16 protein-coding genes are annotated in these 16,053 nt (G+C 42.2%); 9 read left to right on the forward strand and 7 right to left on the reverse strand.

Annotated features, from left to right (window positions below):
• The 5 genes from K1F36_RS16460 to K1F36_RS16480 all read right to left on the reverse strand — a co-directional run bounded on the left by K1F36_RS16460 (position 1) and on the right by K1F36_RS16480 (position 4,261).
• Positions 1-756 carry a rhomboid family intramembrane serine protease gene (locus tag K1F36_RS16460; protein WP_220114812.1) on the reverse strand — a complete coding sequence of 252 codons (756 nt, stop codon included), beginning with the start codon at positions 754-756 and terminating at the stop codon, positions 1-3.
• Positions 757-2,607, reverse strand: coding sequence for a DNA mismatch repair endonuclease MutL (gene mutL / locus K1F36_RS16465; RefSeq protein WP_220114813.1), 1,851 nt, complete (start codon positions 2,605-2,607; stop codon positions 757-759).
• Positions 2,607-2,891 (reverse strand): riboflavin synthase subunit beta, encoded by a 285-nt coding sequence (locus K1F36_RS16470; protein ID WP_108246641.1) that lies wholly within the window; start codon positions 2,889-2,891, stop codon positions 2,607-2,609. The genes mutL and K1F36_RS16470 overlap by 1 nt, the downstream gene beginning before the upstream one ends.
• 122 nt (positions 2,892-3,013) lie before the next feature.
• The gene (ribH, locus tag K1F36_RS16475; protein WP_220114814.1) at positions 3,014-3,496 is read right to left on the reverse strand and encodes a 6,7-dimethyl-8-ribityllumazine synthase; all 483 of its coding nucleotides are present in this window, start codon (positions 3,494-3,496) and stop codon (positions 3,014-3,016) included.
• Between the two features lie 3 nt (positions 3,497-3,499).
• A complete protein-coding gene (locus K1F36_RS16480; protein WP_220114815.1) occupies positions 3,500-4,261 on the reverse strand; it encodes a tetratricopeptide repeat protein in 762 nt (253 codons plus the stop codon).
• A gap of 126 nt (positions 4,262-4,387) precedes the next feature.
• Here K1F36_RS16480 and recF point away from each other — a divergent pair, with 126 nt between their 5' ends.
• Genes recF through K1F36_RS16495 form a run of 3 tightly spaced genes read left to right on the forward strand, consistent with a single transcriptional unit; the run spans position 4,388 to position 6,190 of the window.
• Positions 4,388-5,467: a DNA replication/repair protein RecF gene (gene recF / locus K1F36_RS16485; RefSeq protein ID WP_220114816.1), complete on the forward strand. Its 1,080-nt coding sequence runs from the start codon at positions 4,388-4,390 to the stop codon at positions 5,465-5,467.
• Between the two features lie 4 nt (positions 5,468-5,471).
• Positions 5,472-5,894, forward strand: coding sequence for a hypothetical protein (locus K1F36_RS16490; RefSeq protein WP_220114817.1), 423 nt, complete (start codon positions 5,472-5,474; stop codon positions 5,892-5,894).
• Complete coding sequence (locus tag K1F36_RS16495; protein WP_207032350.1) at positions 5,894-6,190, forward strand: DciA family protein; 297 nt, start codon at positions 5,894-5,896, stop codon at positions 6,188-6,190. The genes K1F36_RS16490 and K1F36_RS16495 overlap by 1 nt, the downstream gene beginning before the upstream one ends.
• A gap of 64 nt (positions 6,191-6,254) precedes the next feature.
• Here the strand turns inward: K1F36_RS16495 and K1F36_RS16500 are convergent, their stop codons facing one another.
• Together K1F36_RS16500 and K1F36_RS16505 are read right to left on the reverse strand one after the other, a co-directional pair.
• The gene (locus K1F36_RS16500; RefSeq protein WP_220114818.1) at positions 6,255-6,674 is read right to left on the reverse strand and encodes a nucleoside-diphosphate kinase; all 420 of its coding nucleotides are present in this window, start codon (positions 6,672-6,674) and stop codon (positions 6,255-6,257) included.
• A gap of 48 nt (positions 6,675-6,722) precedes the next feature.
• Entirely contained in the window at positions 6,723-7,757 is a 1,035-nt protein-coding gene (locus K1F36_RS16505) for an alkaline phosphatase D family protein (RefSeq protein ID WP_220114819.1), read from the reverse strand.
• A gap of 74 nt (positions 7,758-7,831) precedes the next feature.
• Here K1F36_RS16505 and K1F36_RS16510 point away from each other — a divergent pair, with 74 nt between their 5' ends.
• From K1F36_RS16510 to K1F36_RS16535, 6 genes are all read left to right on the forward strand, one after another.
• Positions 7,832-8,848: a DHH family phosphoesterase gene (locus tag K1F36_RS16510; RefSeq protein ID WP_220114820.1), complete on the forward strand. Its 1,017-nt coding sequence runs from the start codon at positions 7,832-7,834 to the stop codon at positions 8,846-8,848.
• Positions 8,845-9,393, forward strand: a complete 549-nt coding sequence (gene gldI / locus K1F36_RS16515) for a gliding motility-associated peptidyl-prolyl isomerase GldI (RefSeq protein WP_220114821.1) — start codon at positions 8,845-8,847, stop codon at positions 9,391-9,393. The genes K1F36_RS16510 and gldI overlap by 4 nt, the downstream gene beginning before the upstream one ends.
• Before the next feature lie 11 nt (positions 9,394-9,404).
• Positions 9,405-10,508, forward strand: a complete 1,104-nt coding sequence (locus K1F36_RS16520) for a peptidylprolyl isomerase (RefSeq protein ID WP_220114822.1) — start codon at positions 9,405-9,407, stop codon at positions 10,506-10,508.
• 86 nt (positions 10,509-10,594) lie between these two features.
• Positions 10,595-11,668 carry a DUF3810 domain-containing protein gene (locus K1F36_RS16525; protein WP_220114823.1) on the forward strand — a complete coding sequence of 358 codons (1,074 nt, stop codon included), beginning with the start codon at positions 10,595-10,597 and terminating at the stop codon, positions 11,666-11,668.
• Between the two features lie 59 nt (positions 11,669-11,727).
• Positions 11,728-14,673, forward strand: coding sequence for an amidohydrolase family protein (locus K1F36_RS16530; protein WP_220114824.1), 2,946 nt, complete (start codon positions 11,728-11,730; stop codon positions 14,671-14,673).
• 10 nt (positions 14,674-14,683) lie between these two features.
• Positions 14,684-15,982, forward strand: coding sequence for an amidohydrolase family protein (locus tag K1F36_RS16535; protein WP_220114825.1), 1,299 nt, complete (start codon positions 14,684-14,686; stop codon positions 15,980-15,982).
• Positions 15,983-16,053: the final 71 nt, after the last annotated feature.

The raw sequence follows: 16,053 nt of genomic DNA on the forward strand, positions 1-16,053 counted from the left end.
TTAATTCCACCTATTTTTGTTGAACTGATTTCTTTTCCAGTACCACATTATTATAAATCCGGTAAGCGCTCCTCCAACGTGTGCCATATAGGCAGTATTGCTAGGGCTGAAAAAGGACTGCCCGGTAATCGCCGAAATCACATCCAACAAGATTATTCCGGGAATAAAATATTTGGCCTTTATGGGTATGGGCAAAAATATCAACATAAGCCGAGCTTCTGGGTTCATCATTCCAAACGCGGCCAAAATCCCCATAATACAGCCAGAGGCACCTACCATACTGGCATTGTATATTTGAGCATACTCTGGCATTACCGCTCTTAGGGTAGAGATCTGAATTTCGGACAGCCCTTCTTGGAGTCGGTTTGAAGCCAACATATCCAATATTTGCTGATTGGAGAGCCCCGTGCTCAACAATTCCGACTGGGCAGGTAAAAAATTAAAGTAGTAAAACCCTAACTGAAACAACACCGCGCCCAATCCCGCAGAAAAGTAAACAAATAGAAACCTATTCTTTCCCAGTACTCGCTCAACAGGGGTTCCAAACATCCAAAGAGCGAACATATTGAAAGCTATGTGCATAAAACCACCATGCATGAACATGTGGGTGATTATTTGCCAAATTTGGAAGTTTTCATTTTTGGGAAACCAAAGTGCCAACCATTGATACATTTGATCTCCATATAATTGAGTGGCAAAAAACAAGATCACGTTAATGATCAAAATGTGCTTTACTGCCTCGGTCATTCTACCCATCTAGTTGAATTTTTTATCGATATCCCCTTCGGAGATAATGGTATATGTTATTTTTTGAAAAGGGCTCAAATTAGGCTCCTTGCATGCAAAAAGATTGTTCACCAACATTAATTGCGATTCAGAATCCAACACATCCCCAGTGCGTACCGCTAGGTTCCTACTAAGCGCTTTGGCCAACATTTCGGCCTGCGAAATGAAACCATCGGAGTAACCCTCCATATAATCAGCAATCAAGCGATCCAATACCGTGCCAATCCCACTTTCAGGAACCATCATGGGTACACCTGTCACTTTTACAGTCTCGTGTTCCAAACTATCAAATACAAAACCTATGTTTGTCAGGCTTTCATGGATTTCTTTGACTACGGCCAATTCCTGCTTGTTAAAACTCAGTTCCAAAGGAAACAATAATTGTTGGCTTACCCCTTCTTTCACCGTAATCTCACCCAAAAACTTTTCGAAAAGAATCCGTTCGTGGGCCCTATTCTGATGGATGACCAGCATTCCCGACTTTACGGTGCTGACAACATATTTTCTCCGCAGTTGAAAGGTACTGGCCAAATGCTCCTCGACACCTTTACCCGAATACAAAGTACCCTGTTCCTCACTTTCAGACTCAATGACCACACTACTGAATTCATTGTGGTCGTTCTGATGACCGAGTCCTTCGTACAAGTCCTCCCAGCCTTTAGTGCTCTGTTTACGAAAACTGCCTCCGGACCCGCCTTTCTTTACAGGCTCTTCCTGAAACGGATTAAAACTGGCATCTACAGTAACTTTTGGAATCACTGCTCCTTTTTCTTTGTATGAATAAGGTGTGTCCAGATTAGGGTCATGGTCAAAATCCAAAACAGGGGCCACGTTGAATTGTCCTAAACTATGTTTGATCGTTGATCGTAAAATCGCGTACAGCGTATTTTCATCATCGAACTTTACCTCGGTCTTTGTTGGATGTATATTGATATCGATAGAGGATGGGTCTACCTCCAAAAACAAGAAATAGCCCGGGTGGGTATCGGATTTAATCAAACCCTCAAAAGCTGCAACCACGGCATGATGTAAATAAGGGCTTTTGATATAACGGTTGTTGGCAAAAAAGAACTGCTCCCCCCTACTCTTTTTAGCGAATTCTGGTTTACAAATAAATCCGGACACCTTTACCACTTCGGTCTCCTCGGAAACGGGAACCAAACGGTTATCCATTTTACTGCCGAAGATGTGCACGATGCGTTGACGATGCTTTCCGATAGGAAGATTAAAAATCTCCGACCCATTGTTATAGAAGTGAAATTCGATATTGGGATGGACCAAAGCCACCCTATGGAACTCATCGGTAATATGCCGAAGCTCCACTTGTGTCGATTTCAAAAAATTTCGTCTTGCCGGGATATTGAAAAATAGGTTCTTTACGGATATGGAAGTTCCCTCTGGGGTTGCGATTACCACCTGGGACACAATTTTGCTCCCCTCAATTTTAAGGTGCGTACCAACCTCATTGGCTGCGGTACGCGTTTGCATATCCACATGTGCTATAGCCGCAATGGATGCCAGTGCTTCGCCTCTAAAGCCTTTGGTGGCCAAATTAAAAAGATCTTGTGCGGACGATATCTTGGAAGTAGCGTGGCGTTCAAAGGACAAACGGGCATCGGTCTCGCTCATACCCGATCCGTCGTCCACTACCTGGATAAGCGTTTTGCCCCCGTCCTTAACAATCAACTTTATACACGTGGCCCCCGCATCAATGGCGTTCTCCATAAGTTCCTTTACTACGGAAGCGGGTCGTTGTACCACCTCCCCTGCTGCTATTTGGTTAGCGACATGGTCCGGTAAAAGTTTAATGATGTCCGCCATTATGGATTCAGGAATATTGATAAGTCAAAATCGATGATAAACAGAAACAGCAAGACCAGAACGGCAACAATGATCCAAAAACGAAGTTTTAAATTTTTATCCCCTTCGGTCTGTAAATCGTCCATTGCAGAGGTGACTTTGTTTTTAAGTCCCCTGGTGGAATGTGCCGTGGTTCTGAATTTATCAAGTTTGTGCTCAATTTTATAAGGATTCCCCTCTCCCTTATAATATCTGGGGGAGTAATCGAAGCTCTTATTTTTCCTAAGTTTTAAAGGGTTTCGCATAGTATCCTTATCGCTGCAACCTCAAAGGTACTTAAAATAGAAAAAAGGGGTTGGACGATCGTCCCAAAAAATGTTAACAGTCCCTAGATGTTTAAATCATTGGATGTTAGAAGCAATAGAACTTACGTGCCCAACATAGCCATTTGAATGGCGGCAATAGCGGCTTCAGTTCCCTTGTTGCCGTGCTTACCTCCGCTTCTTGCCCTGGACTGTTCAATAGTATCGTCCGTCAACACACAAAAAATCACAGGAACATCGTAAGCTACGTTCAAGTCCTTGATGCCTTGGGCCGTTGCGCTACATACAAAATCAAAGTGGCTGGTCTCCCCTCGAATAACGCTGCCGATAGCTATAATGGCATCCAATTTTTGGGTCTGAATCATCTTCTTGCAACCAAAAGTAAGTTCAAAACTACCAGGTACATCCCAGCGTAGAATATTTTCCGATAAAGTCCCACAATCCAATAACGCTTCTTGAGCTCCCTCGTACAAGGCCTCGGTAATCTCATCGTTCCATTCAGAAACAACAATCCCAAACCGAAGATTCTTCGCATTTGGGATTTTATTTTTATCGTAAACGGATAGGTTTTTGTTCTCTGTGGCCATCTTTTAATTTTGCGCCAGTCCGATTAAAGCGTCAACAGCATTGGCTTCTTGAGAGTTCGGATATTCTTCCTTGATTCTTTCAAAATATCCCAAAGCTTTGCTTTTTTCACCAAGTTCCAATGCTACAACACCGGCCTTATGTAAAAAACGAGGAGCTGTAAATTCGTTATTGCTATGGGAAATTGCCTTTTCATAATAATCCAAGGCATCATCATTCTGGTTTAATTGAGAAAAAGCATCACCGATTCCTCCTTTTGCCATAGCCCCCATAATGTCGTCATCGGAAGAAAAACCTTCCAAATACTCAATGGCCTGGTCATATTGCTTAAGGTTCAAGTACGTCATACCAGCGGAGTATTTTGCCAAATTGGCCGCTTTGGTACCACTGTATTCCTCGATAATGTCCAAGAAACCATACTTACCTTGAGCGCCGTTCAAAGCCAAGGTAAACAAAGAATCCTTTTCGGTTTCACTTGCCAACGCTTGGTCAAAGTATTGTTGCGGGTAGAAAAGTTCGTTTGCGGCTGTTGCCTCTTTTGGATTCTGGATGAATTGGTGATAGCCCAAGTAAGCTAAAACACCAACGGCAATCACACCGATTACACCCAAAATATAATTTTGGTTCTTCTGAACCCATGCTTCGGTCTTGGATGCACCTTCGTCCAAAGTATTGAAAACTTCAGCCGTTGTGCTGTCGTGTTCCTCTATCTGAGCTTCTTCCTCTTTATTTTTTGGCTTAAAGCCTCTCTTCTTGTATGTTGCCATCCGTCATTTAATTGGTCGCGCAAAAATAAAGTTTTTATCCAAAACCAAAAGGTAATTTATTCGTTATTTTTGGATTCCCTTTTTTAAAGGGCTGCCTTTTTATTCCAAACCGTTTCTCTGATTTTTATGTTTTTAAGACATTTATCTTTAGTCAATTACAAAAACTTTGATTCCAAAACCTTGGAATTCGACCCTGTCATCAACTGTTTGGTGGGCGATAACGGGGTGGGAAAGACCAATGTTTTGGATTCCATTTACCACTTGTGCTTTGGCAAAAGCTACTTTAATCCCGTGTCCACGCAAAATATAAAACATGGCACCGATTTTTTTGTTGTTGAAGGTGAATTTGAGAAAAACGAAAGAACCGAAAAAATACTCTGCTCTTTTAAAAAAGGCACCAAAAAGGTGATAAAACGCAATGGAAAACCTTACGAAAAGTTTTCCGAGCACATTGGTTTTTTGCCATTAGTGATTATTTCCCCATCTGATCGCGACCTGATTTTGGAAGGCAGCGACACCCGCAGAAAGTTCATGGACGGGGTAATTTCCCAATCGGACAAGGTATATCTTCAAAACCTCATCAAATACAACAAGGTGGTGACACAGCGCAATTCGTTGCTCAAGTATTTTGCCGCAAACCGCACGTTCGACAAAGATACCTTGAGCATTTACAACGAACAGATGAACACCTTGGGCACAGCGATTCATCAAAAAAGAGTAGAATTTATTGAGTCTTTTCTACCCATTTTCATAGAACAGTACCATAACATCTCCGAAAAAGATGAGCAAATCGACCTCTCCTACGAAAGTCAGTTGAGCGATGAAAGTCTCTTAGAACTTTTAAAACAAAATATTGATAAGGACCGGGCCTTGCAATATACCTCGGTAGGTGTCCACAAGGACGACCTTAGTTTTACCATTGCAGGCCACCCAATTAAAAAATTCGGGAGCCAAGGCCAACAAAAGTCATTTTTGATTGCATTGAAGCTGGCACAGTTTCACTTTATTAAACAATTAGCAGACACTACACCCATTCTTTTATTGGATGATATTTTTGACAAGTTGGACGAAAACAGGGTGTCACACATCGTTGGACTGGTCAAGGATGAAAATTTTGGTCAGATTTTTATCAGTGACACACATGCGGACCGCACCGAAAATGTGGTAAAGAACATTCATCAGAGTTATAAAATATTTACCTTGTAGCATCATGAAACGCATACTTCCCTTTTTATTGATTTTACTGTTCTGGAGCTGTAATGATTCATCCATAAATAAAGAAGATTTACATTACCTGAACGGTTATTGGGAAATTTCAGAAGTTGAGTTTCCTGACGGTTCCATCAAAGAATACGGAATGAACACAAATATCGATTTCATTCAATTGAAAGAAGACAAGGGGTATCGAAAAAAGATGAAACCCCAGTTTGATGGCACCTACGACACCTCAAAAGATGTGGAAAGTTTTGAAGTATCGGACATCAACGAAACCTTCACCCTTCGTTATAAAAATGAGTTCAGTGAATGGGAAGAAAAACTGGTGGAGTTGGATTCGGTTTCATTTTCGGTCACCAACCAAGAAGGTATAACTTATAAGTACAAACGTTTTGAACCCATAAAAATCCCCCAGTAATGGCCAAAAGACATAGTTCCCATATTCCATTGAGCGAAGCGCTTAGCGAGTTCATCCAAGAAAACAAACTCCAAAAGGGCATGGACAAAGTGGATGCCAGGGAGGCCTGGGCAACATTAATGGGCAATGGGGTAAACAACTACACAACAGCTGTTGAACTGAAAAACGATACACTCTACATATCGCTCACCTCTTCTGTATTACGCGAGGAATTGAGTTTGGGAAAAACCAAGATCATTAAAATGCTCAATGAGGAATTGGGCAAGGAACTGGTGAAAAAATTGGTGTTGCGATAATCCAAAAGGCCATAAAAAAAGCCACCCGAAAAGGTGGCTTCAATAAAATTATCTTGTAAATCGATTAGTAGGTTTCCCTTCCTGAAAAGTGGAAAGCACCTTCGATAGCAGCATTTTCATCGCTATCGGAACCGTGAACCGCATTTTCACCAATACTGGCAGCATACAATTTTCTAATGGTTCCTTCAGCAGCTTCTTCTGGATTGGTTGCACCGATCAAAGCACGGAAATCATCCACGGCATTGTCTTTTTCCAAAATGGCAGCAACAATCGGTCCTCTTGTCATAAACTCCACCAATTCGCCAAAAAACGGACGCTCTTTGTGGATGGCATAGAATATTTCGGCATCCCTAGTGCTCAATTGTGTGTACTTCATGGCCACAATCCTAAATCCAGCAGCCGTAATTTTATCCAAAATTGCCCCGATGTACCCGTTTTCAACGGCATCAGGCTTAATCATGGTAAACGTTCTATTTCCAGTCATTTTTTAAATTTTGCGCAAACTTAAGCTTTTTCGACCAAGGTACAAGGCTCAATAGCTTTGTTTTAACTCTTGAAGAACAGTACCATTGTCCCCCATAATTTTGAATTCGGCCCTTTTCTCTTCAATATTCAGGTTGATGATTCCATAACTTTTATCGGAAACCACCTCCCCTACGCGGTGTTGATTAGGCTCTCCGCTAAAGCTGAAATACGAATGGGTCAGCCCACTACTGGTAAAGTCCACCAATGGATAGGATAGGCCGTCAACATCAGCTCTGGAGAACTCGGAAATATGTCGGTCGCCCGATAAAATAATCACTCCCTTTGCTCCTGATTGCTTGATAATGTTTTCCAATTTCTCCACCTCCAATGGAAAATTGCCCCAAGTTTCAAAACCATGTTCGCCCGAAAGCACTTGAATGCTGGACATAATCAGGTTGAAATCTGCATCCGATTCTTTAAGTTCTTTCCCCAACCATTCCCATTGAGCATTCCCAAGTATTGTAGCCGTGGAATCCATTGTTGGTTTGTATCTCCTATTTGAATCTTCATCTTTAATCAGCTCACTTCTAAAATAGCGCGTATCCAGTACAATCACTTTTACCTTGCCCGCTGGCACTTCGTAATCATGGGAGGTATAAACACCTTCTTGGTTTCTTCGCTCACTATCCTCTGGCACTCCCATAAAATCCAAAAACACCTGCTGGCTTTCTGCCTTTATCGCAAAATCGGACCCTCCGTCATTCACACCAAAATCGTGATCGTCCCAAGTACCGATAATCGGAACTTCTTTTCTCAACTTCGCATATCCTGCCACGGTATCCTGCATCGCATAGATAGTGCGTAATCGCTCAACATCGTCCGTGTCCGCGTAAACGATGTCCCCACCCCAAATCCAAACATCCGGATACTCGGACAAAATATCATCCCAAAATGGATTAGGTTCTTGTGACATATTGCAGGAGCCAAAGGCAACCACAAAATCAGGTGCAGGCTGCTTTTGGGACTCAGTTGTTTGCTCCGCCTTCTTTTTACAGGAAATAAACAAAACCAATGCCGCTAAAATTAGGTATGATTGCTTCATGATATGATTTTACAGAATCAAAAATACGGATAAACCAAGTTACCTCTATATTATATTATTGTATATTTGGCCGCATGAATTCAGCGGATATCACGACAGTAAAGTCGATTCTTTCCCAACCTCAAAAGATAGCGATCATACCCCACAGAAATCCTGACGGAGATGCCATCGGGTCCTGCTTGGCACTATATGGATTTTTAAAGAAAAAGGGGCATACCGTACATGTGGTCGCTCCAAATGACTATCCAAAATTCCTTAAATGGATGCCGGAGAACGATACCGTTATCAATTTTGAGAGGGAAAATCCAAAGGCAAAAGAAGTTATCAATGAAGCTTCTGTAATTTTTACCTTGGATTTTAACGACCTTTCCCGTGTTGGGCAAATGGAACAGGTCTTGAAAGAGGCGAGCGCCGATTTTATAATGATAGACCACCACCAACAACCGAGCGATTATGCAATGGTGACCTATTCCGATGTGACCATGAGCTCTACCTGCGAGATGGTATACAACTTTATTGATTTTTTAGGTGAAACCGACCAAATTGATGCCGATATGGCCACAAACCTGTACACGGGCATTATGACGGACACAGGTTCCTTTAAGTACCGTTCCACATCCAGCAAAACGCACCGCGTAGTGGCCGAACTTATTGACAAAGGAGCTGACAATATGGCGATTCACCAAGAGGTTTTTGACACCAATTCTCCCTCTCGTCTACATTTGCTAGGCGTGGCACTAAGCAACATGGTGATTCTGCCCGAATATAGAACCGCTTACATTACCCTAACCCAAGACGAGCTGGACCAGTACGACTTTAAAAAAGGTGATACAGAAGGTTTTGTAAATTACGGCCTAACTTTGGAAGGGATTATTTTCGCTCTTATTTTTATCGAAAACCGGGAAGAGGGCATTATTAAAATTTCCTTGCGTTCCATAGGGGATTTTTCTGTTAACGAATTTGCAAGAGCTCATTTTAATGGAGGCGGACATACCAATGCGGCAGGAGGAAGAAGCGAAACCAGTATGGACGAGACCATTTCCAGATTCAACGATATTTTAAAAACGTATAAAGACAAATTGAATCCATGAGATTTTTTCTAGCCGTTCTGTTGGTTATATCTGTTGCAAGTTGTGGGGGTCCGGAACCGAGAAGACCTGTAGAGGTTAAATCCGGTAGTTTCTTCAAGGAATCCATTGAGCGCACCAAAAAATTATTGGCCGAGGAAGAAAAAGCAATTCAGGAAATCATTTCCAAGGATACAGTCCACGAGTATATGTCGAACCCAAATGGGTTTTGGTATTATTACGAGACCAAGAACGACACTGCCACCTATCAATTAAAGTCGGGCGACCAGATTTTGTTTTCTTATAATTTGATGAACTTGGAAGGTGACACCATTTATACAGTAGAAGAAATCGGGCCTAAATCTCATGTTATCGACAAACAGCAGCTGTTTCCAGGTCTTCAAAACGCCGTGAAGCTGTTAAAAATAAATGAGAAGGCCACATTTTTGTTCCCTTCCCCCCTAGCTTTTGGCTATCAAGGCGACAATAAGGCCATTGGACCAAAAACACCACTTAAATCATCTGTAGAATTACATACAATCATTATAGACAACGACAGTTTAAACTAAATTCATTAACCATGAAGAAATTATTTTACATTATACCATTATTCCTCCTCGTTATCATGGGGTGCAAATCGAGCAAATATGCCGATTTGGGCGATGGTATCTTTGCTGATATCCAAACCACTAAAGGTGATATCATCATTCAGCTTGAATACAAAAAAACACCTGTTACAGTGGCCAACTTTGTATCCTTGGCAGAAGGAAAAAATCCATTTGTAAACGATGAGTATAAGGATAAAAAATTCTATGATGGAATTGTTTTTCATAGGGTCATTAAAGATTTTATGATTCAAGGAGGAGACCCAACCGGAAGTGGAAGCGGAAATATTGGATACACGTTCAAAGATGAATTCAATGATTCCTTGAGACACTCCAAAAAAGGTATCCTTTCCATGGCCAACAGGGGTCCTAAAACCAATAGCAGTCAATTTTTCATCACCCACAAGGCCACGCCTTGGTTGGACGACAAGCACACCGTTTTTGGTGAAGTAGTTGCGGGAATGGACGTTGTGGACACAATTGCTAGCGTTGAAACCGGCGCTCAGGACAGACCAAAAACAGACGTTGTGATGAATCACGTAGAAATTGTGCGTAACGGCAAGGATGCCAAACAATTTGACGCTGTTAAAATAATGAGCGACTACTTTGAAGAAGCAAAACTAGAGGAAGCCGCATTCAAAAAAATGAAGGAAGATTTGGCCGCCCAATTTGCTGAGCAAATCGACCAGGCCGAGGAAACTCCAAGTGGATTACGAATTTTAACCTTGAAGGAAGGTGATGGCGAGCAGCCTAAAGTAGGTCAAAAAGTATTGGTAAACTATGCAGGTTGGTTATTCAACGCAGATTTGTTCGACAGCAATATTCAAGAAATTGCTGAACAATTCAACCAACTGAACCCTGGTAGGAGAGATCAGGGCGGATATCGTCCATTTCCTATGGACTACAGCCCAGATGCCCAATTGGCTGCAGGCTTCCGTGAAGGATTGTTGACCATGAAAGTTGGGGATAAAGTTCGTTTGTTCATCCCTCCACATTTAGGGTATGGCGACAACGATTACGGTCCTATCCCTGGTGGTTCGACCTTAGTTTTTGATATAGAAATAGTTGGAATCCAATAATAAAATTCCAAAAGCATAACTTAAAAAAAGCCGTACTTTTCCGTGCGGCTTTTTTATTTGCCGTAAAAACAAACTGCTCAATTTTGATGAGACAAAAAACCAAGACAATTATTGCGATTGCACTCCCAGTTCAAATCATTTTGGTCAAATGGATAGGTAGTTATCCCAACATTGTTGAAGCGTATTACAGTAATGGAATATATCCCTACATCTCAAGTTTTCTAAGAATACTTTTTGGCTGGATTCCATTTTCATTTGGGGACATACTCTATACCTTAATTGTACTGGTGGCCATCCGGTATATCTATAAAAACTGGAGAAGCATCAAGCAAAGACCTCTTTTTTTCCTAAAGGATATTGTCGTCTCACTTTCCGTAGTATTCTTTCTTTTTCATCTGCTTTGGGGCATGAACTACCACCGCCAACCCATCACTTGGAAGCTCAACCTTGAACATGAATATACGGTCGACGAACTGGTTGAACTGACACGGTTCATTGTAAAACAAACGAATCAATATCAAATGGAACTTACCGGAGATACCATCTCTCCTGTCCATATCCCCTACTCAAAAAAGGAAATCTTTGCCAAAACCGAAGAAGCCTATGTCAACTTTGCAGAGCAATATCCCGATTTCGGATATCAACATCTCAGTCTAAAATCATCCATTTATAGCATACCCTTAACTTTTATGGGATATGGCGGCTACCTGAACCCTTTTACCAATGAGGCACAAGTGAATGGCGCTACCCCAAAATTTAGACTGCCCACCGTAAGCTGTCACGAAGTAGGCCATCAACTAGGGTACTCAGCTGAGGGAGCCACTAATTTTATTGGCTATTTGGTCACATCACAGAGCAATGACACCTACTTTAAATACTCTGCTTATAACCACGCCCTAGGATACTGCCTTACCGACCTTTTTCATAAGGATGAAGAAAAGTATAATGAGATTGTGGGCACCATCAACATGGGGGTAAAAGAAAATTTTAATGAATTACGCGAGTTTTGGAAAAAATATGAGAATCCTATGGAACCCATATTCAAATCCGTGTTCAACACTTTTTTAAAGGCGAACAACCAAAAAGATGGCATCAAAAGTTACAATGCGGTCGTAGGTCTTATTATCAACTACAGAAAACAACAAATCGGTATTCAATAAGACTTGTAGAGTCCTTGAAGTTGCGTTATATTTAAACCGACTAATTCAATTCAAACCTTATGAAACTTAAACTTTTAGCGCTGCTATTCTTTGTAGGCAGCGTTTCTTTGTTTGCACAGGATTACTTTCCAATCAATGACGGTGTAAAGGCAAAGAAAAACAACAATTACACGGCATTTACCAATGCCAAGATCTATGTAACCCCGACCCAAGTTATCAACAAGGGTACTTTGCTGATCCAGAATGGTAAAGTAGTACAAGTTGGTAAATCCGTAAACATCCCAAAAAATGCAGTGGTCGAGGATATGAGCGGTAAGTCCATTTACCCCTCGTTTATCGATGTGCTTTCCGGTTTTGGGGTAAAACTTCCCAAAGAAGCCAGTGGCGGCGGAAGGTCTGCACAATATGGCCCATCCAGGGAAGGGTTTTATTGGAACGACCACATTATGCCGGAAAACGATGCCATCAGCAGTTTTGAGTATGATAAAAAACAGGCCGAGGAGTTGAGAAATGCCGGTTTTGGAACCATCAATGCCCATATTGAAGATGGTATTGCCAGAGGAACAGGAGTTTTGGTCGCTCTGAACGACGAAGCTTCCGAAGCCCAACGTATCCTTTCCGATAAATCGGCACAATACTTTTCTTTTGAGAAAAGCCAAGCATCCAGACAATCATACCCAGGTTCATTGATGGGCGCAATGGCCCTAATGAGACAGGTATATTATGATATGGATTGGTACAGCAAGGGCAATGTGGACACCAAAGATCGTTCTTTGGAAGCACTTATTGCCAATAAAGGACTAACCCAGATTTATGTTGCCGGTGATAATGGCAACGTATTGAGAGCCGATAAAATCGGTGACCTTTTTGGAATACAGTACACCATTTTAGGCGGTGGTGATGAATACGAGCGCATCGAGGAAATCAAAGCCACTAATGCCAAATTGATTCTACCCGTTGATTTCCCGGATGCGTTTGACGTATCTAACCCTTATCAAGCAAAATATATTGCTTTAAAAGATATGAGACATTGGAACTTGGCACCCTCCAACCCAAAAGTATTGGCGGACAACGGAGTCGAGTTTTCCATCACCCTGCACGGACTCAAGTCTCCAAAAGATTTAAAAGACAAAATAATGAAGGCTATTACTTATGGTCTTCCAGAAACCAAAGCACTAGAGGCCCTTACCACAATCCCTGCTTCAATATTGGGTAAATCCAATGAAATAGGGTCCTTGCAACCTGGTAGCCAAGCCAATTTCCTGATTACCTCTGGCGATATTTTCGACAAAGGGACTACTCTTTATGAGAACTGGGTACAAGGAACCAAGAATATTGTGGAGAGCATGGACGTAATCGATATTAGAGGTGATTACGACCTTACAGTTAACGGAAGTACATATAAAGTTTCCTTGACTGGCGATGCCGATAAACCAAAGGCTGAAATCAAAAAAGGAGAAGAGAAGGTTGATTCCAAAATCGACTATTCCGCCGACTGGCTAAATATATCCTTTAGTGATGACAATATCGGTTCTTACCGATGGGTAGCACAGGTTATGCCTGGCAACAACAGCATAAAAGGCACCATAGTCCTTCCCAATGGAGATGAAACTACCGCTACAATGACCAAGACATCTCCTTTTGAAGAAAAAGCAGAAGAAGATGAAACCGCAGAAAAGCCACAGCTTATGGCCGTTACCTATCCAAATGTAGGATATGGTTTTAAAGAAAAACCCAAACAGGAAAGTATTTTGTTCAAAAACGCCACAGTCTGGACCGGGGAGAGCATTTTGGAAAATACAGATGTGCTGATCAAAAACGGGGAAATTTCCAAAGTTGGAAAAGACCTAAGAGCTGGAGGAGCCACAGTTGTTGATGCTACAGGTAAGCACTTAACGGCTGGAATTATTGACGAGCACACCCACATTGCAGCATTGGCCATTAACGAAGGGGGACACAATTCATCTGCCGAAGTACGTATGGAAGACGTAATCGACCCCAAAGACGTTGCCATTTACCGCGATTTGGCGGGAGGTGTTACCACTGCCCAGTTGTTGCACGGTTCAGCCAACCCGATTGGTGGGCAATCCGCCATTATACGAATGAAATGGGGAGAAAGTGCCGAGGATATGGTATTTGACAACTCACCCAAGTTCATCAAGTTTGCTTTGGGAGAAAATGTAAAGCAGTCCAACTGGGGCAGCTACTCACGTTTCCCACAGACAAGAATGGGAGTTGAACAGGTGTATACCGACTACTTCCAACGCGCCAAGGAATATGATGAAAAGAAAAAGAGCGGAGAGCCTTATCGCCATGATGAGGAAATGGAGACCTTGGCCGAAATATTGAACGGAGAGCGTTTCATTTCTTGTCATTCCTATGTACAGAGCGAAATCAACATGATGATGAAAGTCGCAGAAAAGTTTGGTTTCCGAGTGAACACCTTCACACACATTTTGGAAGGTTACAAAGTAGCCGACAAAATGGCCGAGCATGGAGTTGGTGGAGGTACATTTAGTGACTGGTGGGCCTACAAATACGAAGTGAACGACGCCATTCCCTACAATGCTGCCATCATGACAAGCCAAGGTGTGACGGTTGCCATCAACAGCGATGATGCCGAAATGTCCAGAAGATTGAACCAAGAAGCGGGCAAGACCGTCAAATATGGAGGGATGTCAGAAATTGAAGCTTGGAAAATGGTCACGCTGAACCCAGCCAAACTACTTCACTTGGACGACCGCGTAGGAAGTATCGAGGAAGGCAAGGATGCCGATGTTGTGCTATGGAGCGATCATCCATTATCCGTTTATGCAAAAGCTGAGAAAACTTTGATTGAAGGAAAAGTATATTTTGACTTGGAAAAGGACAAAAAACTAAGAGAATCCATCAAAAAGGAACGTAACCAGTTGATTGGAATGATGCTGAACGAGAACAAAAAAGGAGGAAAGTCCAGAACTCCTGTGCAGAGCAAGAAAGAAGAATTTAATTGTGACACCCTTTAAAAAATAGACCATGAAAAAAATATTTTTAATCATAGCAATTGTTTTTGGGGTTTCATTGAACGCACAGCAGACCCCTGCCCCGCCTCAATCCGAACAAATTGCCATTATTGGTGCCACAGCCCATATTGGCAATGGAGAGGTGATAGAGAACTGTACCATCATTTTTAAGGATGGAAAAATTACCGCTATCGGTTCAGGTTTGATGGCCCCGACCATTGGGACCATGATCAATGCCGAAGGCAAACACGTGTATCCAGGTTTCATCGCACCATCCAAATCACTTGGTTTGGTAGAGGTCGATGCCGTTAGGGCCAGTGACGACCAAGACGAAATCGGAGAAATGATTCCACATGTACGCAGTTTAATCGCATACAATGCAGAATCCAAAGTTGTTGAAAGTATGCGCCCCAACGGCGTACTTATCGGACAGGTAACCCCTGTTGGAGGCACCATTTCCGGAACTTCAAGTATTGTTCAGTTCGATGCTTGGAACTGGGAAGACGCAGCAGTCAAAACAGATGATGGCATCCACATGAACTGGCCTAACTTTTTTAGAAGAGGCCGTTGGTGGGCTGGTGAAGAAAGAGGTTTCATTCCAAACAAAGAGTATGGCAAAGAAATGGCCGACATTGAAATGTTCTTCCAAAATTCCATTGCCTACGGAAAAGCCAGTGAGGATGAAAAGAACTTGCCATTTGCCGCTATGCAGGGCTTGTTCGATGGTTCCCAGCGTCTCTACATCCATGCAGATGGTGAAAAAGAAATGACCGATGCCGTGACAATGGCCAAGGAAATGGGTGTTAAAAACGTAGTGATTGTGGGTGGATATAGAGCCAATAAAATTGTAGACCTTCTGAAAGAACATAATATTCCTGTTTTGGTCGAGCGCACACATGCATTGCCAAGTTTTGAAGACGATGATTACGATATCACCTATAAATTGCCAAAATTATTGGTAGATGCCGGCCTTTTGGTTGGGTTGCAAAATGAAGATGCCGCCAATTTCCAAGTGAGGAACCTTGCCTTTTATGCAGGACAAACCGTAGCCCAAGGATTGGATAAAGAGACCGCCCTTCAATTGATAACCGGAAATACGGCCAAAATTCTTGGAATTGATGATATGTACGGAACCTTGGAAGAAGGTAAAAGCGCAACACTGTTCATCTCCGAAGGTGACGCCTTGGACATGAGGACCAACAAACTTACCAAAGCCTACATCGATGGCAGGGACGTTTCATTGGAAACCCACCAGACCGAACTTTGGAAACGGTATATGGGCAAATACGAAAGAGAAAAGGAAGGACAATAGATTTTTCCAAATAAAAAAAGGCGCTCAATTGAGCACTAGTGGTCGGAAGAAATTCCGGCCACTTTAAGTTT

The organism is Flagellimonas abyssi (genome assembly GCF_019457905.1).
Taxonomy (GTDB): domain Bacteria; phylum Bacteroidota; class Bacteroidia; order Flavobacteriales; family Flavobacteriaceae; genus Flagellimonas; species Flagellimonas abyssi.